Raw genomic sequence first — 20,894 nt, forward strand, 5'->3', positions numbered from 1 at the left:
GGTCGCGTTCGATTGCACCTGTATCAGCGCGTTTCACGCAAACTGGCTACATTCCTGCGCATGCATATGAATCAGCCCAAACTGTCCATGTTCCAGGTGCTTGCGTGCGGCGCGGCCATCGTCACGCTGTCCATGGGCATTCGCCACGGCTTTGGCCTGTGGCTGCTGCCCATCACACAGGAAATGGGCTGGAGCCGCCAGTCGTTCGCCCTGGCCATTGCCATCCAGAACCTGTCCTGGGGCCTGATCGGCATCTTCGCGGGCATGGTGGCCGACCGGTTTGGCGCGTTCCGCGTGCTCATCGGCGGCGCCGTGCTGTACGGCCTGGGGCTGGCGGGCATGGCGCTGTCGCCCACCCCCACGCTGTTTGCGCTGACCGCGGGTGTGCTGATCGGTGCGGCGCAGGCCGGCACCACCTACGCCGTGATCTACGGCGTGCTGGGCCGGCAGATCGCGCCCGAGAAAAGATCGTGGGCCATGGGCGTGGCGGCGGCGGCCGGCTCGTTCGGCCAGTTCCTGATGGTGCCAGTCGAAGGCTGGCTGATTGCAGGCCTGGGCTGGCAGCAGGCGCTACTGGCGCTGTCGATGGCGGTGCTGCTGATCGTGCCGCTGGCCTTTGGCCTGCGGGAACCGGGCTTCAAGGGGGCGGCTCCGGTCAAACGCGAGCAGACGATTGCGCAGGCGCTCTACGAGGCGTTCCGCTATCCAAGCTTCAACCTGCTCATGGCGGGCTACTTCGTTTGTGGCTTCCAGGTGGTGTTCATCGGCGTGCACATGCCCAGCTACCTCAAGGACCATGGCCTGTCGCCCCAGGTGGCCAGCTATGCGCTGGCGCTGATCGGGCTGTTCAACGTGCTGGGCACTTATGTGGCCGGCACGCTGGGCCAGCGCCTGCCCAAGCGCTACATCCTGGCGTTCATCTACTTTGCGCGGGCCGCCGCCATCACCGTGTTCCTCATCGCGCCGCTGTCGCCGCTGTCGGTGTACGTGTTCTCGGCGGTGATGGGCACGCTCTGGTTGTCCACCATTCCGCCCACCAACGCCACCATTGCGCAGATCTTTGGCGTTCAGCATTTGTCCATGCTGGGCGGCTTTGTGTTTTTCAGCCACCAGATCGGCAGCTTCCTGGGCGTCTGGCTGGGCGGCTACCTGTATGACGCCACGGGCAGCTACGATATCGTCTGGTACATCGCCATCGCCCTGGGCGTGTTTGCCGGCCTGGTGAACCTGCCCGTCAAGGAAAGTCCCATCCAGCGCTCAGCCCCCCAGCCGGCCTGACCTTCACGACCGTCGCCATGCCGCCCCACGCCGCCGCCCCCCAACTACCTGCCAATGCCGCTGCGCGCGGGAGGTCTTGGAAGGCGTGGGTATGGGGATCGCTGGCGGTGATCGCCTGCCTGCTGGTGTTTGGCCTGTACACGGCGCCAGACTTCATGGTGATGCTGGCCGACCAGGTGTGGGCCTGCTTTTGAGCGCCCACCACCACTGATTCCAAGCCTTTTTGGCCGCTAGCGCTGATCCATCAAGCGCTGGCAGCTATCATTTTTGAACTATCCACATGCACGGTACTGAAGCGCCTTCCGAGTGGGTCCGCCGCTGGTCGCACCTGATCGAGCCCGGCAGCGTGGCGCTGGACGTGGCCTGCGGCGCGGGGCGGCACCTGCGCTGGCTGCACGGCCTGGGGCACCGCGTGGTGGGGGTGGACCGCTCGGCCGAGGCTCTGGACGCATGCGAGGGCCTGGGCGAGATGCTGCTCGCCGACATTGAGCACGGCCCGTGGCCCCTGGCCGGGCGCACGTTTGGCGCAGTGGTGGTCACCAACTACCTGTGGCGCCCGCTGCTGCCCACCCTGGTGGGCAGCGTGGCGCCGGGCGGCGTGCTGATCTATGAAACCTTTGCGCAGGGCAACGAAACGGTGGGCCGCCCGGCGCGGCCGGAGTTCCTGCTGGCGCCGGGCGAACTCATCGCCGCGTGCGCCGGTCTGCGCGTGGTGGCGTACGAACACGGCTTCCAGCAAAACCCCGACCGATTTGTGCAGCGCATCACGGCGGTGCGGGAACTCCCGGGCGCGGCCGCACCCTCACGACATCTTTTGCGGGTGTCGCCTAGTTAGAATGCCCTTTTACCGTTTACCCCTGCGGACATGACCCTTCCCTCCGTCCCCCTTACCGGCAGCATCGTCGCCCTCGTCACACCCATGCACGAGGACGGTAGCGTGGACTACCCCACCCTGCGCAAACTCATCGACTGGCACATCGCCGAAGGCACCGACTGCATCGGCGTGGTGGGCACCACGGGCGAGTCGCCTACGGTCAATGTCGAAGAACACTGCGAAATCATCCGCGTCGCGGTCGAACAATCGGCCAAGCGCGTACCCATCATGGCCGGCTGCGGCGCCAACTCCACGGCCGAAGCCATCGAGCTGGCCAAGTTTGCCCGCGGCGTGGGCGCCGACAGCCAGTTGCAAGTCGTGCCCTACTACAACAAGCCCACGCAAGAAGGCCAGTACCAGCACTTCAAGGCCATTGCCGAGGCAACGGGCGACCTGCCCATCGTGCTGTACAACGTGCCCGGCCGCTCAGTGGCCGATATGCAGCACGACACCGTGCTGCGCCTGGCCCAGGTGCCCGGCATCATCGGCATCAAGGAAGCCACCGGCAACATCGAACGCGCCCAATGGCTCATCCGCGATGTGCCCAAGGGTTTTGCCGTGTATTCGGGCGACGACCCCACCGCCGTGGCCCTGATGCTGTGCGGCGGCCAGGGCAACATCAGCGTGACGGCCAACGTCGCGCCTCGCCTGATGCACGAGCTGTGCGTGGCCGCCCTGGCTGGCGACGCGCGCCGCGCTATGGAAATCCAGTTCAAGCTGATGCCCGTGCACAAGCACCTGTTCGTCGAGGCCAACCCCATCCCCGTCAAGTGGGCCATGGCCCGCATGGGTCTGTGTGGCGGCACACTGCGCCTGCCCATGACGCCACTGTCCGGCAGCAACGAAGCCGTCGTCGAAGCTGCGCTGCGCAACAGCGGCCTGCTCGCCTGATCGAACCCGGGCCGCACCCGGCCCTCCGAGACACTTTGTTTGTACTTCCCAAGGATTTCCGCGTGAACGCTGCTATCACCCGCCTGAGCCTGCTGGCCCTTGCCACGGCCTTGTCCGCCTGCGCCGCCCTGGAAGGCGACAAGATCGACTACAAGAGCGCTACCAAGGGCTCCACCCTGGAAGTCCCTCCGGACCTCACGCAACTCTCGCGCGACTCCCGCTATGCCATCCCCGGGGGCGCCGTGTCGGCCGCCGCGCTGCAGGCCGGCCAGGCCGCCCAGCCCTCGGGCACGGCCAATGCCGCCGCTGCACAGTTGGGTGACGTCCGCATCGAGCGCGACGGCAACCAGCGCTGGCTGGTCGTCAACCGCCCGGCCGACAAGCTGTGGGAGCCTGTGCGCGACTTCTGGCAGGAAAGCGGCTTCAATCTGGAACAGGCAGACGCCAACGTGGGCATCATGGAAACCGACTGGGCCGAAAACCGGGCCAAGCTGCCTCAGGATTTCATCCGCTCCACGCTGGGCAAGCTGCTGGATTCACTGTATTCCACCGGCGAGCGTGACAAGTTCCGCACCCGCCTAGAACGCAATGCCAGCGGCGGCACAGAGATCTACATCACCCACCGCGGCATGGTCGAGGTGTATGGCACGCAAACCAAGGACAACACCGTCTGGCAGCCTCGGCCGTCCGACCCGGAACTGGAAACCGAATTCCTGCGCCGCCTGATGGTCAAGCTGGGTGTGAGCCAGGAGCAGTCCAAGGCCGTCGTGGCCGCCGCTGCGACCCCGCGCACGCCCACGGCCCGCGCCACCACGGTCAACAACGTGCCCGTGGTGCAGATGGACGAGGGCTTTGACCGCGCATGGCGCCGTGTCGGCCTGGCGCTGGACCGCACGGGCTTCACCGTCGAAGACCGCAACCGCAATGAAGGCACCTACTTTGTGCGCTATGTGGCGCCCAACGCCGACAAAAAGGAGCCCGGCTTCTTCAGCAAGCTGTTCAGCAGCTCGTCGTCCGCTACCCCGCCGCTCAAGTTCCGCATCGTGCTGCGCAGCCAGGGTGAATCCACCACGGTGTCTGTGCTCAACGAAGCCGGCGCCCCCGAGTCGTCGGCCAATGCAGAACGCATCGTCCGCGTGATCGCTGACGACCTCAAGTAAGACACTTACTCTTTATCTTCATCGCGGGGCGACAGGGCATTGCCCTGGTCGCCCCGCGTTGTTCTCCGCCACGGCTTTTTCATGCTGCGATTCAAGAACCTGGGAAGCGGCAGCACGGGCAACGCCACCGTAGTGGAAGGCGCCAGAGGCACGCAGGTGAGCCGCCTGCTGGTGGACTGCGGCTTTGGCATCCGTCAGCTGCAGTCCCGCCTGGAATTGGCAGCGCTGTCCATTGAAGACATCGACGCCGTGTTCATCACGCACGAGCACTCCGACCACGTCGGCTGTGCGCAGAAGCTGGCGGTGCGCTACGGCATCCCGGTGTGGATGAGCGCGGGCACGCACGCCGCACTGGGCGCGCCGGACCTGGGCGAATGGCTGCGCGTGGCACGGGACATGGAACCCATTGATCTGGCCACATTCACCGCCCTGCCCTTCACCGTGCCCCACGACGCGCGGGAACCGCTGCAGTTGCGGTGCAGCGACGGCACAGCATCGCTGTGCGTGATGACGGATCTCGGCCATGCGAGCGACCACGTGCTGCGCCAACTGGAAGGCTGCCACGCGTTGATGATCGAAGCCAACCACGACCCCGATCTTCTGGCCGCGTCCAGCTACCCGACATTTTTAAAGCGCCGAGTGGGCGGCCGGTTTGGTCACCTGGCCAACGCCGCCAGCGCCGACATCGTGCGCGCTGTGCGGCACGACGGCCTGCAGTGTGTGGTGGCAGCCCACCTCAGCGCGCGCAACAACGCGCCGGCGCTGGCCCGCCAGGCGCTCTCGGAGGCGCTGGGGTGGGCGGAGGAGCGGGTGGCGGTGGCGGACCCGCTGGATGGCACTGACTGGCTGAGCGTGGGCTGACGCGGCCCGGTGCCGTGCCGCTTGTCTGCCAGCGACCGCAGCAGCGACCGCAGCAGCGACCGCTCAGGCAGGCGCGCACAGGCAAAAAAAATGCCCCGTCCTGTACAGGTACGGGGCTTTGCCTGGAACGCCTACCCGCCCGAAGGCAGAGGAGGCGCCAAAGGTCCAGTCAATGATTACTTGGCTTCGGAAGCAGCGCCGGTAGCGGCAGAAGCAGCAGCGTCAGCAGCGGCCTTGGCAGCGTCGTCAGCTGCAGGAGCGGAAGCTGCGTCGGAAGCCACTGGAGCAGCTTCGGAGGCGGCAGGCATAGCGGCTGGCGCAGGTGCTTCCACAGGAGCGGGAGCGGGTGCTGGAGCGGGTTCTTCCTTCTTGCCACAGGCGGCGAGTGCAGCAGCAGCGATCAGGGCGGCCAGAACGAGAGAGTTCTTCATTGAGATGTTCCTAGTTGGACAGACAGAATCTTGAAAAGCCACGGCGTCAGGCCTGTCAGAAGCCCCGGTACGCATTGGCACGATGCACTTGGATTGCACCTTTTTGGCGCAACCCCGGATTATATTGGCATTTAGTCAATACTGACTAACACTGACGAAAGCTTTACGGACACTTGACGCAGCGCTAGAAGCGCGACGCTGTTCTAAAGCCCCAGGGTAGTGGCCGGAAAACCTGGCGCGCTTTTGCCGCGGACCCATTCGTTCAATGTCTCGCGCAGCAGCATGCGGCGATCGGGCTCGGTGCCGGTCACCCCCACGCAACGCTCCGGGTCCAGGCGGTGCAGTACCCAGTGCGGCGACCACAGCGCACTGGGAATGTCGAGCGGGTCCGCAGCCGGGCTGCGCCGGCAGGTGATGATGTGGTCCCAGGTGCCGCGCCAGCGCACAAAACGCGCATGGCGGCGGATCACGTCGTCATAGCTGCAGGCGAGCATGGTGAAACGGCGGCTGCCGTGCGCCCACTCCTGCAAGGCCTCGACCACGCTGCGCTCGCCCAAAGGCCAGTCGTGGAAATGGGCGTCGCTGATGATGATTTCCTGCCAGCCCTCGCGCGCAGCCGTGGCAAAGGCGTCGCGCACCATCTGCTGGAAAGCCTCGCGGCTGCTGAATCTGCCGGTGGGCAGGTCACTGCCGTTTGACGGGGCGGGGGTGGCGGGCAGGTCAGTCATGTCCAGACATCCTTTCAGCAAGAAAGCGGCACCGTCCGCCGCGCTATGCGCTCCATGTGTGGGCCCAGCCCGCATCGCACCAGGACGAAAGCAGCTCCAGCGCGTCATCGCTCGCCCGCGCGAGGTCCCGCGCGGCAAGCTGCCGCTCATCGGCAAGGCGCCGCATCAGCGTCGCATCGCGTCCACCCGCCAGGTAGCTCTCGCCGTTGATGAAAACGTGCTTGGCGTCGTACATCATGCGGGTGCGGCGGTCCAGCCGCACGCCTTCCAGCATGACCCCGGGGTCGCCCGGCTCAAACCACACACTGGCCTTGGGCTCGGTCAGATATTCCCCCAACGCGCGCTCCAAAGCCTGCGGCTGTGCCAGCGCCCGGGTCAGCGCTGCGCGCGCAAAGTCCTGCAGATTGGCCGGAATGGCGGCCGCATGCGGCACAGCAGGTTGACCCGCGTCCGCATAGAGCGGTGTGTTGTCGTCATCCGCCGCGTCTTCGGCCAAGCGCGCCATCAACTCTTGCGCCAGCTCGGCCCGCGCGGGGGCTCTAAATCCAATCGAATATGTCATGCATTCGCCCTGCGCAATACCGTCATGGGCATAGCGCGGAGGCAGATACAACATGTCGCCCGGCTCCAGCACATACTCTTCTTCCGGCTCGAAATTCTCCAGCACCTTGAGCGGAAGACCGTCCCGCAGCGTCAGGTCCTTCTGCCGCCCGATACGCCAGCGCCGCTGGCCGTGGGCTTGGAGCAAAAACACGTCATAGCTATCGAAATGCGGGCCCACCCCGCCGTCCGGGCTGGCGTAGCTGATCATCAGATCGTCCAGGCGCGCGTCGGGCACAAAACGGAACTGCTGCAGCAGCGCGTGCACCGCGTCATTGTGCAAATCCACCCCCTGCACAAGCAGCGTCCAATCCGGCTGCTGCAGCGAGGGCAATGCGCGGCGGCTGAATGGGCCGTGGCGCAATTTCCATGCCCCCTTCACGCGCTGCACCAGACGGGATTCCACACCTTCATGCGCGGCTAGCGCAAACAGTTCAGCCCGCTGAACAGGGGGAGAAAACTGGGGGATGGCCTGGCGCACGAGCAAAGGCTTCTTTTGCCAGTGGCGACGCATGAACTGGGCCGGAGTGAGGCCGCCCAGAAGGGACAAAGGTTGCTGGATATCCATGGAATCATTCACGCCCGCAGAGGCAATCGGTCAAGCTGCGACAATTCTCCTATGGAAATTACCCAACAATGTGTGGTCGCACTGACCTGGATCTTGAAAGACACGCTGGGCGAAGAGCTGGACGTGCTGGATGATCCCGTAGAGTTCTTGATTGGCGGAGACGACCTGCTGCCGCGTATTGAAGAAGCCCTGCAAGGCCATGGCTCAGGTGCAACGCTGGCCCTTCACCTGGAGCCTGAGGACGCGTTTGGAGACTTCAACGACCAGTTACTGTTTCTGGAACCCCGCACGCTGTTTCCGGCAGAGATTGAAGAGGGCATGACGTTTGAAGGCACCGCGCTCCCAGCGGACTGCAATCCGGACGCGCCGCGCAGCGGGCTTTACACCGTGACGGAAATCTACCCCGAGCATGTGGTGCTTGACGGCAACCACCCGCTGGCCGGCATAGCGCTACGCTTGCAACTGACGGTGCAATCCGTGCGCGAAGCGACGGAAGAGGAAATTGGGCGCGGCACGGCCGGAACCGGGTTCTTCCGCATCGAACCCCAGGCCCCTGGCAACTCACTTCTACATTGAGATCCTGCCGACTCGATGTGAGCCGGCACGAGATGGCGTTTTAGATGCGGGAGATCTGGCCGTTGTACAGACGCACACGGTCGCCAATGCGCAGGTCGCCGGGCGAGCTCACGTCATAGACGCGGTAGCCGCCGTGGTCCAGTTGAACCGACAGGCGGTAACCCTGCGCATACTCGTTGCTGTTGTTGCGGCCTTCGATCGCGTTGCCTGCCACGGCGCCACCCAGCACGCCCACGGCGGTGGCGGCTGCGCGACCGGAGCCCTTGCCGACCTGGTTGCCCAGAACGCCACCCACGACAGCGCCCAAAATCGCGCCGCCGCCCGAGGTTTGACCCTGCGCACGGCCTTGCAGCACCTCAATGTTGGAGACACGCCCGTATTCGGTGCCAGCAGGGTTGGACGGATACGCGGGAGCAGGCGTCTGGTAACCGCCTGAATACTGCGGTGGGGGCGGGTTGTGGCCGCACGCAGCCAACGAACCCACCAGCGCCAGGGCACCAACAACGGCAAAAGGACGAGGAATGTTCAGCATTTTGGATCTCCTTGATTCAAAGGCGGGCGCAGGGCGATCGATAGTCTCGCCTCGCTACGCTCTGCCTTGATTGGAACAACGTCCCAAGGGTTGCAAGCGTAGACCCGAAGAACCCCTGCCCGTCAGTAACAGACCTTACGAGAAGTAAGCCGCGACCTACACGCTTGTCAGGCCGTGCCGGTAGAGCCGTAGCCACCCTCGCCACGCTCGGTGGCGGGGAATTCGGTGACCACGTTGAACTGCGCCTGCACCACAGGCACGATGACCAGTTGCGCAAGCCGCTCCATGGGCTCAAGCGTGAAGGCCACGCTGCTGCGGTTCCAGGCGCTCACCATCAACTGCCCCTGGTAGTCGCTGTCGATCAGTCCCACCAGATTGCCCAGCACGATCCCATGCTTGTGGCCCAGGCCCGAGCGGGGCAGGATCAGCGCCGCGTAGCCCGGGTCCTTGATGTACATCGAGATGCCCGTGGGGACGAGTTGCCATGCATTGGGCTGCAAGGTCAGCGGTGCATCCAAACACGCGCGCAGGTCCAGGCCAGCGCTGCCCGGGGTGGCATAGGTGGGCAACTGATCCGCCATGCGCGGATCCAGAATCTTCACATCAATCTTCACGGTCGTTTCTTCTTTCCTGTATTGCGCTGATCGGCTACCTGCCGCAGTCGCTCCTGCAAGGGCTCCAAGCCGGGCTTTCCGGTGGCGGCGCTGGCGCCCTGTGACACGGATGCGGGCGTCATCTGCAGAAGACGCCCCAGGCCCCACCACAACAACGCCATCACCATCAGACCGGGCACAGAGCCCTGGCCGAATACAAATAAAGCGGCGGCATGCAGCGCGGTAAACACCAGCAACGCCGCACGCGCGGCGCGCAGTGCGCCCATGATCGGCTGTAGGGCCACAACAAGGTCGGGGGGCAAGCCCGTGGTTCCAGCAACAGCGGAGCCCGCAGACTGCGGCGCAGGCGCCGCGCGACCTGCCCGAGCCGCCGAGTGGTTTTTGGGGGGCTTAGCTGGTGGTGGGGATGCCGTGAGCCGCTCCACGTAGCTCGCGAAATCGCCGTGGGGCGGCGTGTCCCATTCGGGTTTGGTGGCGCCAGTTCTCATACATGCTCCCGGGCAGCAAGGACATTCAGAGATGCCGTGGCGGCAGCCGCGCCGCGATCTCTTCCACCAACTGCCGGGCCAGCACCCGCTTGGACGCGTGAGGCAGTTCCCGGTGACCGTTGGCATCGACCAGTAGCAGCGCGTTGTCGTCCTGGCCAAACGCTGCGGGGCCGATATTGCCCACCAGCAACGGCACCTGCTTGCGCGCGCGCTTGGCTGTAGCGTGGGCCAGCAGATCGTGGCTTTCTGCGGCGAAACCTACGCAGTACAGCGCACCGCTGCGCGCTCGTTCCGACTGGGCAACCGATGCGAGGATGTCAGGGTTCTCGGCAAAGTCCAGGGTGGGAGCCAACCCCGAGCCGTCCTTCTTGATTTTTTGCTCCGCAGCCTGCGCCGGGCGCCAGTCCGCCACTGCAGCCGTGGCAATAAACACTGAAGCGGCGTTCACGTGTTGCTCCACCGCCGCGAGCATCTGCCGGGCCGACTGCACGTTCACACGCCGAACACCCCGTGGCGTGGGTAGGTGCACCGGGCCCGCTACCAGCGTCACCTCGGCGCCGGCCTCGCGGGCCGCACGTGCAATGTGAAACCCCATTTTTCCGCTGGAGTGGTTGGTGATGCCCCGCACCGGGTCCATCGCTTCAAAGGTCGGTCCGGCAGTGACAAGCACCTTTTGCCCAGCCAGCCGCTTCGGCGTAAAAAAGGCGATCAGCTCGTCCAAAAGCTCCAGCGGCTCCAGCATGCGGCCATCGCCGGTTTCGCCACAGGCCTGGTCACCGTTGCCCACGCCCAGCACCACAGCGCCGTCCTGCGCCACCTGGGTCAAGTTGCGCTGTGTGGCAGGGTGCGCCCACATCTCGCGGTTCATGGCAGGCGCCAACAGCAGGGGCACACGCTGTGCGGGGCGCGCCAGGCACAGCAGACTCAGCAGCTCGTCCGCCCTGCCCTGCACCAGGCGCGCGACAAAGTCCGCGCTGCAGGGCGCGATCAGGATCGCATCCGCCTCGCGGCTCAAATTGATGTGGGGCATGTTGTTGGGCTCGCGGGGATCCCACTGCGAGCCATAGACCGTGCGCCCGGACAGCGCCTGCATGGTGACCGGCGTGATGAACTGCTCGGCTGCCGCGGTCATGACCACCTGAACCGTGGCACCCTCCTTGACGAGCTGGCGGCACAGATCGGCCGCCTTGTAGCAAGCCACGCCCCCGCTCAGACCCAGAACAATGTGTTTGCCAGCAAGCTCATTCATGGGGCGAATTTAGCAGACGGGTTGCCCTGTCGAGAAAGGGGCGCGCAGGGCGGCCCTCTATAATCCCGATTTCCCACCACCAAAAAAGACATGACCAAATTTGTCTTCGTCACCGGCGGTGTGGTGTCTTCCCTCGGTAAGGGAATCGCCTCAGCCTCCCTTGCCGCGATCCTCGAATCGCGGGGACTCAAAGTCACCCTCATCAAGCTAGACCCCTACATCAACGTCGACCCCGGCACGATGTCGCCCTTCCAGCATGGCGAAGTCTTCGTGACCGATGACGGGGCCGAGACCGACCTCGACCTGGGCCACTACGAGCGTTTCATCGAAACGCGCATGAAGAAAACCAACAACTTCACCACGGGCAAGATTTACCAGTCCGTGCTGGAGAAGGAACGCCGCGGCGACTACCTGGGCAAGACCGTGCAGGTCATCCCCCACGTCACCAACGAGATCCAGGAATTCATCAAGCGCGGCGCCGGCATCGGCACGCCCGACGCCGTGGATGTGGCCATCGTCGAGATCGGCGGCACGGTGGGCGACATTGAATCGCTGCCCTTCCTCGAAGCCGTGCGCCAGATGAGCCTGCGCATGGGCCCCAACAATACGGCCTTTGTGCACCTGACCTACCTGCCCTGGATTGCGGCAGCGGGCGAGCTCAAGACCAAGCCCACCCAGCACACGGTGCAGAAGCTGCGCGAAATCGGCATCCAGGCCGACGCCCTGCTGTGCCGCGCCGACCGCCGCATCCCTGAAGAAGAGCGCGCCAAGATCAGCCTGTTCACCAATGTGCCCGAATGGGGCGTGATCAGCATGTGGGACGTGGACACCATCTACAAGGTGCCCCGCATGCTGCACGAGCAGGGGCTGGACGGCCTGATCTGCGACAAGCTGCGCCTGAACACGCCGCCCACCAGCCTCAAGCGTTGGGACGACCTGGTGCACGAGACCGAGCATCCGCAAGGCGAAGTCACTATCGCCATGGTGGGCAAGTACGTGGACCTGTCGGACAGCTACAAGTCGGTGAACGAAGCCCTTCGCCACGCGGGCATGAAGAACCATGTGCGCGTGAAGATTGAGCACGTCGATTCCGAAACCATCGAAGGCGCGGACGCCGCGCAAAAACTGGCCAAGTACGACGCCATCCTGGTGCCCGGCGGCTTCGGCCAGCGCGGCGTGGAAGGCAAGATCGCCACGGCCCAGTTTGCCCGCGAGCGCAAGGTGCCTTACCTGGGCATCTGCCTGGGCATGCAGGTGGCCACGATCGAATACGCCCGCCACGTGGCTGGCCTGGCCAACGCCAACAGCACCGAATTCGACCCGACCACGCCCCACCCCGTGATCGCGCTGATCACCGAGTGGAAGGACGCCGACGGCACCATCAAGACGCGCGACGAGAACTCCGACCTGGGCGGCACCATGCGCCTGGGCGCACAAAGCTCCGACGTGTCCAAGGACACGCTGGCCCACAGCATCTACGGCGATGTGGTGACCGAACGCCACCGCCACCGCTACGAAGCCAACGTGAACTACCTGGACCAGCTGCGCAAGGCAGGCCTCGTGATCTCGGCCCTCACGCAGCGCGAGCAGCTCACAGAGATCGTGGAGCTGCCGCAAAGCGTGCACCCCTGGTTCATCGGCGTGCAGTTCCACCCCGAGTTCAAGTCCACGCCCTGGAACGGCCACCCGCTGTTCAACGCCTTCATCAAGGCGGCCGTGGAACACCAGCAAGCCGCCAAGAAGGCGTAAAGGGACCTCACCATGCAGCTGTGCGGATTCAACGTCGGCCTCGACCAGCGCTTTTTTCTGATCGCCGGCACCTGCTCCATCGAAGGTCTGGAGATGTCGATGGAGGTCGCAGGCCAACTCAAGGAAGCCTGTGCGCCGCTGGGCATTCCGCTGATCTACAAGGGTTCGTTCGACAAGGCCAACCGCTCGTCCGGCACCAGCAAGCGTGGTGTGGGCCTGGATGCGGGCCTCAAGATCCTGGACGAAGTACGCCGCCAGCTGCGGCTGCCCATCCTGACCGATGTGCACGACACCTCGCACGTGGCCGAGGTGGCCAGCGTGGTCGATGTGCTGCAGACGCCTGCCTTCCTGTGCCGCCAGACGGACTTCATCCGCGCCGTGGCGCAAAGCGGCAAGCCGGTGAACATCAAGAAGGGCCAGTTCCTGGCGCCGTGGGACATGAAGAACGTCATCGACAAAGCCCGCGCTGCTGCGGCCGAAGTCGGCCTGTCGGAAGACCGCTTCCTGGCCTGCGAGCGCGGCGTGAGCTTTGGCTACAACAACCTGGTGGCCGACATGACCAGCTTGGCCGAGATGCGCAACTCCGGCGCACCCGTGGTGTTCGACGTGACCCACTCGGTGCAAAAGCCCGGCGGCCTGGGCGCCGTAAGCGGCGGCGCGCGCGACATGGTGCCCGTGCTGGCGCGTGCTGGCGTGGCCGTGGGTGTGGCGGGCCTGTTCATGGAAACCCATCCCCGCCCTGCCGAAGCCTGGTCGGACGGCCCCAACGCCGTGCCGCTCAAGCACATGAAGGCGCTGCTGGAAACCTTGGTGGCGCTCGACGACATCACCAAGAAAAACGGATTCCTCGAAAACAACTTTGGAGCCTGAAGACATCATGAGCAGTGGTTACGTCATCGCATCCGTCACCGTCACCAACCCCGAGCAGTACGAGGAGTACAAGAAGTGGAGCACGCTGGCCATGCAGGCGCATGGCGCCGAGGTGTGCATTCGCGGCGGCAAGGTGGAAGTGCTGGAAGGCGACTGGAACCCAGGCCGCACAGTGCTGCTGAAGTTCCCAAGCTTCGAGGCCGCGCGCGCCTTCTACGACACGCCCGAGTACCAAAAGGCCAGAGCCGCCCGCGAAGGCGCAGCCATCATGCGCATGGTGTGCGTCGAGGGTGTCTGATTCACGCTGCGGTTACCGCTCACCTATTGATAGCTTCTAGCGCTTACTGGGCAAGCGTTAGAGCCCGATTTGATTTAAAACTTCTGCAAAAGGAAAACCATGAGTGCCATCGTTGACATCGTCGGTCGCGAGATTCTGGACAGCCGCGGCAACCCCACCGTCGAATGCGACGTGTTGCTCGAATCGGGCGTGATGGGCCGGGCCGCCGTGCCTTCGGGCGCCTCCACCGGCAGCCGCGAAGCCATTGAAATGCGCGACGGTGACAAGGGCCGCTACCTGGGCAAGGGCGTGCTCAAGGCCGTGGAATACATCAACACCGAGATCAGCGAAGCCGTGCTGGGCCTGGATGCCTCCGAGCAGGCCTTCCTGGACAAGACCCTGATCGACCTCGACGGCACCGAGAACAAGAGCCGCCTGGGCGCCAACGCCATGCTGGCCGTGTCGATGGCCGTGGCCCGCGCCGCCGCCGAAGAGTCCGGCCTGCCCCTGTACCGCTACCTGGGCGGCATGGGCAGCGTGCAACTGCCCGTGCCCATGATGAACGTGATCAACGGCGGCGCCCATGCCAACAACAGCCTGGACCTGCAGGAGTTCATGATCATCCCCGTGGGCGCACCCACGTTCCGCGAAGCCGTGCGCTGGGGCGCCGAGGTGTTCCACGCCCTGAAGAAGATCCTGCACGACAAGGGCATCAGCACCGCCGTGGGCGACGAAGGCGGCTTTGCTCCCTCCGTCGAGAACCACGAAGCAGCCATCCGCCTCATCCTGCAAGCCATCGAAGCCGCTGGCTACACGGCGGGCGAGCAGATCGCCCTGGGCCTGGACTGCGCCGCGAGCGAGTTCTACAAGGACGGCATGTACGTGCTGGAAGGCGAAGGCGGCCTCAAGCTGACTGCGCAGCAATGGACGGACATGCTGGCGGCCTGGGTGGACAAGTACCCGATCATCAGCATCGAAGACGGCATGCACGAAGGCGACTGGGATGGCTGGAAGATTCTTACCGAACGCTTGGGTGACAAGGTGCAGCTGGTGGGCGACGACCTGTTCGTGACCAACACCAAGATCCTGAAGGAAGGCATCGACAAGCGCATCGCCAACTCGATCCTCATCAAGATCAACCAGATCGGCACGCTGACCGAAACGTTTGCCGCCATCGAGATGGCCAAGCGCGCGGGCTACACCGCCGTGATCTCGCACCGCTCGGGCGAGACCGAAGACAGCACCATTGCCGACATCTCGGTGGGCACCAATGCCGGCCAGATCAAGACCGGCTCGCTGTCGCGCTCGGACCGCATCGCCAAGTACAACCAGTTGCTGCGCATCGAAGAAGACCTGGGCGAAATCGCGCAGTACCCTGGCCGCGCTGCGTTCTACAACCTGAAGTAATGGCCCCGTTGGTCGCCCACAGCGTGTGGCTTCTTACCTTTCAAGGGAGCCGCGCTTTGCCATGGGGCGGCCCTGCGGCCAAGCCTCGAGCCAAGGAATAGGCCATGGGCTCCCGCCTCGTGCCCGTCATCCTGCTTGCCCTGCTGGCGGCACTGCACGCCCAACTTTGGCTGGGGCGAGGCAGCGTGCCGCGCGTCAACGAAATGCACCGGCAAATCGATGTGCAAAAGGCGGCCAATGACCAGGCGCGGCAGGCCAATGAACGCTTGGCGTCCGAGGTGCACGACCTGAAGGAAGGCCTGGACATGGTCGAAGAAAAGGCACGCAGCGAGCTGGGCATGGTCAAGCCCAACGAGATCTACGTGCAGTTCACGCCCCGCTGAACGGCGCGGCCCCCTCGCACGGCCGCACCTCTTCACCCATGGCTCCTGCAACCCCTCCTTTGATTGCCCTGGTGGGCGCCCCCTGCACGGGCGCAGCCCCACTGGCCGAGGCGCTTCGGCAGCGCCTTGCAGCGGGTGCAGCCACCCTGTGCCCCTCGACCGCGCTGCTGGATGCACTGACCTGCGCCCTTGCGACAACGCAATCCCCCTCCCCACCTCCGCCTTTCAGCCACAACAGCGGCGCTGTGGCCGCTGCGCTGGAACTGCACCAGCGTGCCCAACTCACGCTGCTGATGGGTCTGGATGAAGCGCCCCCGTCGCACTGGCAGGTGCCGCCCGGCACCTCACACGGCATGTCACAGGAGGCCTGCGATGCGCTTTTGCGTGCGGCCCTGGCGAACGCGGGAGTGGTGTTCCACGTCGTGTATGGACAAGGCAAGCGCCGGGTGGACACTGCCTTGAATGCTATAAAATCAATAGCTTTCAGCGCTTATCCAGAAAGCGCTAGAGCCGGATTCGATACAAATATAAACACGGAGGATGCCAACCCGCGGCGCGTCCGACTGCGCGCATGGGACTGCGAGAAATGCAGCGACCCGGAGTGTGAGCACCGCCTGTTCACGGCGCTGGTTGCAGCCCAGGCTGGGGATGCGCGCTGACGACCGACGCGCAGGAGTTTTGTTATCCCTGGCTGAGCCCGCGCTTGAGCTCCTTGAGCAGCAGCACCACCTGGCTGGATCCATAGCGGTAGCCACCGTTTAGCACCTGCACCGCCTTGTCCCATTCACCGTGCTGGGCCAGTTCGACCAGGCTGGCTGCCTGCTCGTGAAAATACCGGTGCCGGGCCAGCAGCAGCGCAAAGGCGGGCTGGTCGCCCAGCAGTTCCCCACCCACGCCATGCAGCCAGCGGCCCAGTGCGCTGTGCGTGTCGCGCCGCACCAGAGCCGGGTCCACGCCGTAGGTGGTGCGGCCTTCCAGGTAGTCCATCAGCCGGTCTTTCCATCGCTCGTGCGCGTTGATGGCCGCGTCGATGTCCAGCGCCGCCAGCAGGGTTTCGGGGCGGCGCGAATCAGCAGCCGCCCCGCTGTCGGACAGCGCAAGCGGCACCTCTGCCCCACGCGCATGGCGTACCCCTCCCAAGACTCGGCGAAAAATCTCCATGACACCCTCGTTGGACCGGCAGACCCGGAATACGGGCGGCAGCGGTTTGCATGGACCGGGATGTTAGGCGGGGAAGCGTCTGAAGATTGTCAACGATGGTCAGCGCTGCACCGGCGTGGGGGTTGGAGGCTCCAGGCTACTGGAGACCCGTCGGGCCGGGGGGTTGAGCGGAACTCGGCGGCACAAAGATCTGGGCGGCATCCACGGCGTCGAACCGATATTGCTGGCCGCAGAACTCGCACCCCACCTCGATATCGTCACGCTCGGCCAGGATGCTTTCGGCCTCTCCAGCGCCCAGGTTGCGCAGCATGTTGCTCACGCGCTCGCGGCTGCAGGTGCAGGCAAAACGCGGGCCGTCGGCACCCAGCTGCGGCTCGAAGCGCAGCAGCTTCTCTTCCCAGAAAAGACGGCGCAGGATGGTGTCCACGTCCAGCGTCAGCAATTCTTCGCGGGTCAGGCTGGAGGCCAGGTGCGCAATACGGTTGTAGTCCTCGTTGTGGCCGATCTGGTCTTCGTTCTCACGGTGCGAGAGGCCGGCGGCCAGGTTGCCCTCGCCCTTGATGGGCATGCGCTGGATCAACAGGCCTGCGGCCACCTGCTCGTTGGCCCCCAGCACCAGGATGGTGTCGAGCTGCTCGGACTGCAGCATGTAATGCTGAAGCACGTCCGACAGGCGTTCGAGCTTCTCGTGCCGGTCACCATGCAGCGGCACCACGCCCTGGTAAGGCTGCTGGCCGGGGTGCCGGTCCTTGGGGTCCAGCGTGATGGCGCAACGGCCACCGCCGCCCAGATTCACCATCTGGCTCAGGCGCGCGCCCTCGGGCACTTCGCCGTTGATGGTGGCGGTGGCGCGCAGGCTCAGGTCCGACTGCACCTCGGCCACAGCCAGCTTGACGGGGCCATCGCCAAACACCTGCAGCACCAGCGCGCCGTTGAACTTGATGTTGGACTGCATCAGCACGCCCGCCGCGGCCATCTCGCCCAGCAGCTCGCTCACGGGCGCGGGGTAGGCGCCGGTGGTGGTGTTGCTGGCGCGGCGGCGCTGGATCTCGGTCCAGGCATCGGTCAGGCGCACAATCATGCCGCGCACCGGCAGGCCATCAAAAAGAAACTTGTGGAGTTCAGACACGCAGGGGGTTCCAGAAAAAATTCGGCCTTCAGCCGATCTTGTGCAGGCCGGTCTGAAACCGGCGCGCGTTGTCAATGTAGTGCTGCGCGCTCTGGCGCAGGCCCTCGATCTGCTCGGGCGTGAGCTGGCGCACGGCCTTGGCGGGGCTGCCAATGATCATGGAGCCATCGGGAAACTCCTTGCCCTCGGTGACCAGCGCACCCGCGCCCACCAGGCAGTGTTTGCCGATCTTCGCGCCGTTGAGCACCACGGCGCCGATGCCGATCAGCGACTCGTCGCCAATGGTGCAGCCGTGCAGCATCACTTGGTGGCCCACGGTGACCCGTTCGCCCACCACCAGGGGCTTGCCGATGTCGGCATGGAGCACGCTCGCATCCTGAATATTCGAGCCCGCGCCAATGGTGATGCTCTCGGTGTCGCCGCGCACCACCGTGCCAAACCACACGCTTGCGTCCTCGCCCAGCACCACGTTGCCCATCACCTGCGCGCTGTCGGCCACCCAGGCCGATGCCGCCAGCTTTGGCGCCACGCCGTCCAGTTCGTAGATTGCCATGCACCCACTCCGCAAAAAGTTGAGGGGCGGCCCCTGGCGGGGCGCCCCTGAAGAGGTCGCCAATCGTTACAAAGCGTGTGTCTTCGCTCCGATGGCAAGGCCTAGAATTGTAAGGATGGAGCTTCGCCACCGTGCACTGCAGGTCTTGTGCCTTGCAGACCCCGAACAAAAAGCGGCCGCAGCGCTTGAACTGCAAGCGCAAGCAGCTACTCTTTCGATAGCAGACTCCGCGCCCGACGCACCTTCCGACGCCAGCGTCCTGCCTGGCCGCCCCGCCCGTCCTACGCTGCTACGCCACACCGAGGTGGCACGCCGGTCCCCCGCCACGGCAGAGGGCCGCGCCGTGCTGATCCACGCCATTGCCCACATCGAATTCAACGCCATCAACCTCGCGCTGGACGCCGTCTGGCGGTTTGATGGCATGCCCGCCGCCTACTACACGGACTGGATGCTGGTGGCCGGCGAAGAGGCAAGGCACTTCAGGCTTCTGCGCGACCACCTGCGCCTGCAGGGGCATGACTATGGCGACTTCCCGGCCCACCAGGGGCTGTGGACGATGTGCGAGAAAACCCAGCACGACATCGTGGCCCGCATGGCCCTGGTCCCCCGCACGTTGGAGGCGCGCGGCCTGGACGCCACGCCCCAGATCCAGGCCAAGCTGCGCCAGGTAGGCACCCCCGACGCCCTGGCCGCCGTGGACATTCTGGACATCATCCTGCGCGACGAGGTGGGCCACGTCGCCATCGGCAACCATTGGTACCGGTGGCTGTGCGAACGCGAGGGCCTGAACCCTGAAAGCCACTACGGCACCCTTGTGCGCCAATACGAAGCCCCTCGCCTGAAGCCCCCGTTCAACGAGGCCGCACGCCGCAAAGCAGGCTTTACCGACACCGAGCTGCGCTGGCTGCAGCAGGCCTGAGCCATGCAAACCTTGGCCGAATCGCTTTTCGATGCGCTGCCCTGTGCGAAGGCAAATGCACATTGCAGCACTCTGCGGGGATGGCCCAGTTTGCCGGTGGGCCAACGGGCTTCCCAAGCAGCCGCAAACGGCCCCGCTCCTACAATCCTGGACGGCTGGCAACCGATGCGGCCCGTATTCTTTTCACGATGACCTCCATGACCTCCCCTTCCGCCCCAGGCACCCCTTCCTCACCGCCACCGGGCAGCCAGACGTCTGTTGCCATGATCGCGCGCCAGGCCATCGTCAACGCGCAGCAGGTGGTCGTGGGGTACGAGCTGTTCAACCGCTCGCGCAGTGGTTCGGCCCACACGGCCGCCACGGATGTCATCCTGGTGTTCACCGCGCTGTCCCATGCCGGCACGGACGAACTGGTGGGCAAGAAGCTCATCTTTGTGAACTGCACGCACGAAAGCCTCTCGGGCGGTCACCTGGAGCTGGTGGACCCCGACAAGGTCGTGCTGGAGATTCCGCCGCTGGGCCACGCGGCAGCCGAGGAAGTCGCCACGCGCATGCCCATCCTGGCCGAGCTGCGCAACCGCGGGTTCCACCTGGCGTTCAACCACACCGTGCTGCAGTCGGCCTACGCACCCTGGCTGCCGCTGGCCGATTACATCAAGCTGGACCTGTCGGTGCTGGCACCTGACCAGCTCGCCGTGCTCATCAGTTACGCGGGGCGCAATTCCAAGGCTGAGCTGATTGCCGAGAAGGTGGAAACCGCCCAGCAGTACGACATGGTGTCCAGCCAGGGCGTAGAACTGTTCCAGGGCTACTGGTTTGCGCGTCCTTCGCTGGTCGAGGCCAAACTGCTCACGCCCTCGCAGTCCAGCATCATCGAACTCATCAACCAGGTGCGCAAACAGGCCAGCACCGACGAGATCGAAGAAGTGCTGAAAAAGGACGCTGGCCTGGCATTCAACCTCATGCGCATCATCAACTCGGCGGGCTTCGGCCTGAACCGCGAGATCACGTCCTTCCGGCAGGCGGTGATGCTGATGGGCCTGAAAAAGCTGTTCCGCTGGGCCGCCCTGCTGCTGACAGCCTCGCGCACCGGCGGCGCGCCCTCGTCCGTGGGGCAGACGGCGGTGGAGCGCGGCCGGCTCATGGAACTGCTGGCGCTGGAAACCCTGCCCCCCGAAGAGGCCGATCAGGCCTTTGTGGTGGGAATCTTCTCGCTGCTGGACGTGATGCTCTCCATGCCCATGGAATCCGCCATCGGCTTGCTCAACGTGCCCGAGCCCGTGGCCGCGGCCCTGCTGCGGCGCGAAGGCTTCCTGGGCGACCTGCTCACGCTGGCCGAGGCCTGCGAGTCCAGCGACGATGCCGTATTCAACCGCACGGCGGGACTGCTGCACCTCACCAGCCAGCAGATCAACATGGCCCACCTTCAGGCGCTGGCTTGGGCGGACCACCTCACCACCCAGTGACCGCACGCGCCCTGCACCTTCTGCCCGCTGTGCTCGCCGTGCCCGGTTGGGCCCGGCACCGCGGGTAAACCAATCGTTCGCGGTTGCGAATTAGGGGTCTAGAATCAGCGCAGAGCCCAGCCAACCACTA

Annotated in this window: 25 protein-coding genes; 15 read left to right on the forward strand and 10 right to left on the reverse strand. The window is 65.0% G+C overall.

All coding sequences use genetic code 11. From position 1 onward, the window contains the following. The first annotated feature begins 60 nt into the window (after positions 1 to 60). The 6 genes from ACK4HJ_RS06055 (at position 61) to ACK4HJ_RS06080 (ending at position 5,064) form a co-directional block, all read left to right on the forward strand. Positions 61 to 1,278 carry an MFS transporter gene (locus tag ACK4HJ_RS06055; protein WP_409828730.1) on the forward strand — a complete coding sequence of 406 codons (1,218 nt, stop codon included), beginning with the start codon at positions 61 to 63 and terminating at the stop codon, positions 1,276 to 1,278. Positions 1,279 to 1,295: 17 nt separating this feature from the next. Next, positions 1,296 to 1,472 carry a hypothetical protein gene (locus tag ACK4HJ_RS06060; protein WP_409828733.1) on the forward strand — a complete coding sequence of 59 codons (177 nt, stop codon included), beginning with the start codon at positions 1,296 to 1,298 and terminating at the stop codon, positions 1,470 to 1,472. 86 nt (positions 1,473 to 1,558) lie between these two features. Continuing rightward, positions 1,559 to 2,113, forward strand: coding sequence for a class I SAM-dependent methyltransferase (locus tag ACK4HJ_RS06065; RefSeq protein ID WP_409828735.1), 555 nt, complete (start codon positions 1,559 to 1,561; stop codon positions 2,111 to 2,113). A gap of 30 nt (positions 2,114 to 2,143) precedes the next feature. Further along, positions 2,144 to 3,043: a 4-hydroxy-tetrahydrodipicolinate synthase gene (gene dapA / locus ACK4HJ_RS06070; protein WP_409828739.1), complete on the forward strand. Its 900-nt coding sequence runs from the start codon at positions 2,144 to 2,146 to the stop codon at positions 3,041 to 3,043. Positions 3,044 to 3,105: 62 nt separating this feature from the next. Then, positions 3,106 to 4,203, forward strand: coding sequence for an outer membrane protein assembly factor BamC (bamC, locus tag ACK4HJ_RS06075; protein WP_409828741.1), 1,098 nt, complete (start codon positions 3,106 to 3,108; stop codon positions 4,201 to 4,203). Between the two features lie 81 nt (positions 4,204 to 4,284). After that, positions 4,285 to 5,064, forward strand: coding sequence for an MBL fold metallo-hydrolase (locus ACK4HJ_RS06080; protein ID WP_409828743.1), 780 nt, complete (start codon positions 4,285 to 4,287; stop codon positions 5,062 to 5,064). Positions 5,065 to 5,240: 176 nt separating this feature from the next. On the opposite strand, the gene ACK4HJ_RS06085 is transcribed toward ACK4HJ_RS06080, so the two are convergent. From ACK4HJ_RS06085 to ACK4HJ_RS06095, 3 genes are all read right to left on the reverse strand, one after another. After that, complete coding sequence (locus ACK4HJ_RS06085; RefSeq protein WP_409828745.1) at positions 5,241 to 5,495, reverse strand: hypothetical protein; 255 nt, start codon at positions 5,493 to 5,495, stop codon at positions 5,241 to 5,243. 203 nt (positions 5,496 to 5,698) lie between these two features. Further along, positions 5,699 to 6,223, reverse strand: coding sequence for a hypothetical protein (locus tag ACK4HJ_RS06090; protein WP_409828747.1), 525 nt, complete (start codon positions 6,221 to 6,223; stop codon positions 5,699 to 5,701). 43 nt (positions 6,224 to 6,266) lie between these two features. Further along, positions 6,267 to 7,391 (reverse strand): JmjC domain-containing protein, encoded by a 1,125-nt coding sequence (locus ACK4HJ_RS06095; RefSeq protein ID WP_409828749.1) that lies wholly within the window; start codon positions 7,389 to 7,391, stop codon positions 6,267 to 6,269. A 51-nt stretch (positions 7,392 to 7,442) separates the two neighbouring features. On the opposite strand from ACK4HJ_RS06095, the gene ACK4HJ_RS06100 reads away from it, so the two are divergent. Continuing rightward, positions 7,443 to 7,967, forward strand: a complete 525-nt coding sequence (locus ACK4HJ_RS06100; protein WP_409828752.1) for a peptidylprolyl isomerase — start codon at positions 7,443 to 7,445, stop codon at positions 7,965 to 7,967. Positions 7,968 to 8,007: 40 nt separating this feature from the next. Here ACK4HJ_RS06100 and ACK4HJ_RS06105 read toward each other — a convergent pair whose 3' ends face one another. The 4 genes from ACK4HJ_RS06105 to coaBC all read right to left on the reverse strand — a co-directional run bounded on the left by ACK4HJ_RS06105 (position 8,008) and on the right by coaBC (position 10,850). Next, positions 8,008 to 8,499 (reverse strand): glycine zipper 2TM domain-containing protein, encoded by a 492-nt coding sequence (locus ACK4HJ_RS06105; protein ID WP_409828753.1) that lies wholly within the window; start codon positions 8,497 to 8,499, stop codon positions 8,008 to 8,010. Between the two features lie 167 nt (positions 8,500 to 8,666). Further along, on the reverse strand, positions 8,667 to 9,113 hold the full coding sequence (gene dut, locus ACK4HJ_RS06110; protein ID WP_409828756.1) for a dUTP diphosphatase: 447 nt from the start codon (positions 9,111 to 9,113) through the stop codon (positions 8,667 to 8,669). After that, on the reverse strand, positions 9,110 to 9,415 hold the full coding sequence (locus ACK4HJ_RS06115; RefSeq protein WP_409828758.1) for a hypothetical protein: 306 nt from the start codon (positions 9,413 to 9,415) through the stop codon (positions 9,110 to 9,112). Before ACK4HJ_RS06115 ends, dut begins: the two co-directional genes overlap by 4 nt. Positions 9,416 to 9,626: 211 nt before the next feature. Further along, complete coding sequence (gene coaBC / locus ACK4HJ_RS06120) at positions 9,627 to 10,850, reverse strand: bifunctional phosphopantothenoylcysteine decarboxylase/phosphopantothenate--cysteine ligase CoaBC (protein WP_409828761.1); 1,224 nt, start codon at positions 10,848 to 10,850, stop codon at positions 9,627 to 9,629. Positions 10,851 to 10,940: 90 nt separating this feature from the next. Between coaBC and ACK4HJ_RS06125 the strand changes: the two genes are divergently transcribed. From ACK4HJ_RS06125 to ACK4HJ_RS06150, 6 genes are all read left to right on the forward strand, one after another. Further along, entirely contained in the window at positions 10,941 to 12,599 is a 1,659-nt protein-coding gene (locus ACK4HJ_RS06125; protein WP_409828764.1) for a CTP synthase, read from the forward strand. A gap of 12 nt (positions 12,600 to 12,611) precedes the next feature. Next, the gene (gene kdsA, locus ACK4HJ_RS06130) at positions 12,612 to 13,469 is read left to right on the forward strand and encodes a 3-deoxy-8-phosphooctulonate synthase (protein ID WP_409828766.1); all 858 of its coding nucleotides are present in this window, start codon (positions 12,612 to 12,614) and stop codon (positions 13,467 to 13,469) included. A gap of 7 nt (positions 13,470 to 13,476) precedes the next feature. Then, positions 13,477 to 13,767: a DUF1330 domain-containing protein gene (locus ACK4HJ_RS06135; protein WP_409828770.1), complete on the forward strand. Its 291-nt coding sequence runs from the start codon at positions 13,477 to 13,479 to the stop codon at positions 13,765 to 13,767. A 99-nt stretch (positions 13,768 to 13,866) separates the two neighbouring features. Further along, on the forward strand, positions 13,867 to 15,153 hold the full coding sequence (eno, locus tag ACK4HJ_RS06140) for a phosphopyruvate hydratase (protein ID WP_409828772.1): 1,287 nt from the start codon (positions 13,867 to 13,869) through the stop codon (positions 15,151 to 15,153). Between the two features lie 104 nt (positions 15,154 to 15,257). After that, complete coding sequence (locus tag ACK4HJ_RS06145) at positions 15,258 to 15,536, forward strand: septum formation initiator family protein (RefSeq protein WP_409828774.1); 279 nt, start codon at positions 15,258 to 15,260, stop codon at positions 15,534 to 15,536. 38 nt (positions 15,537 to 15,574) lie between these two features. Beyond that, positions 15,575 to 16,195: a hypothetical protein gene (locus ACK4HJ_RS06150; protein WP_409828776.1), complete on the forward strand. Its 621-nt coding sequence runs from the start codon at positions 15,575 to 15,577 to the stop codon at positions 16,193 to 16,195. Between the two features lie 22 nt (positions 16,196 to 16,217). On the opposite strand, the gene ACK4HJ_RS06155 is transcribed toward ACK4HJ_RS06150, so the two are convergent. The 3 genes from ACK4HJ_RS06155 to ACK4HJ_RS06165 all read right to left on the reverse strand — a co-directional run bounded on the left by ACK4HJ_RS06155 (position 16,218) and on the right by ACK4HJ_RS06165 (position 18,379). After that, the gene (locus ACK4HJ_RS06155; RefSeq protein ID WP_409828779.1) at positions 16,218 to 16,697 is read right to left on the reverse strand and encodes a CZB domain-containing protein; all 480 of its coding nucleotides are present in this window, start codon (positions 16,695 to 16,697) and stop codon (positions 16,218 to 16,220) included. A gap of 136 nt (positions 16,698 to 16,833) precedes the next feature. Continuing rightward, positions 16,834 to 17,826, reverse strand: a complete 993-nt coding sequence (locus tag ACK4HJ_RS06160; RefSeq protein ID WP_409828782.1) for an Hsp33 family molecular chaperone HslO — start codon at positions 17,824 to 17,826, stop codon at positions 16,834 to 16,836. Positions 17,827 to 17,854: 28 nt separating this feature from the next. After that, on the reverse strand, positions 17,855 to 18,379 hold the full coding sequence (locus ACK4HJ_RS06165; RefSeq protein WP_409828784.1) for a gamma carbonic anhydrase family protein: 525 nt from the start codon (positions 18,377 to 18,379) through the stop codon (positions 17,855 to 17,857). Between the two features lie 115 nt (positions 18,380 to 18,494). Here ACK4HJ_RS06165 and ACK4HJ_RS06170 point away from each other — a divergent pair, with 115 nt between their 5' ends. Beyond that, the gene (locus ACK4HJ_RS06170) at positions 18,495 to 19,298 is read left to right on the forward strand and encodes a ferritin-like domain-containing protein (RefSeq protein WP_409828787.1); all 804 of its coding nucleotides are present in this window, start codon (positions 18,495 to 18,497) and stop codon (positions 19,296 to 19,298) included. Positions 19,299 to 19,486: 188 nt separating this feature from the next. Further along, positions 19,487 to 20,764 carry an EAL and HDOD domain-containing protein gene (locus tag ACK4HJ_RS06175; protein ID WP_409828789.1) on the forward strand — a complete coding sequence of 426 codons (1,278 nt, stop codon included), beginning with the start codon at positions 19,487 to 19,489 and terminating at the stop codon, positions 20,762 to 20,764. The last annotated feature ends 130 nt before the right edge of the window (positions 20,765 to 20,894 follow it).

The sequence above is a fragment of the Acidovorax sp. genome (genome assembly GCF_046294525.1).
Taxonomy (GTDB): domain Bacteria; phylum Pseudomonadota; class Gammaproteobacteria; order Burkholderiales; family Burkholderiaceae_C; genus Acidovorax.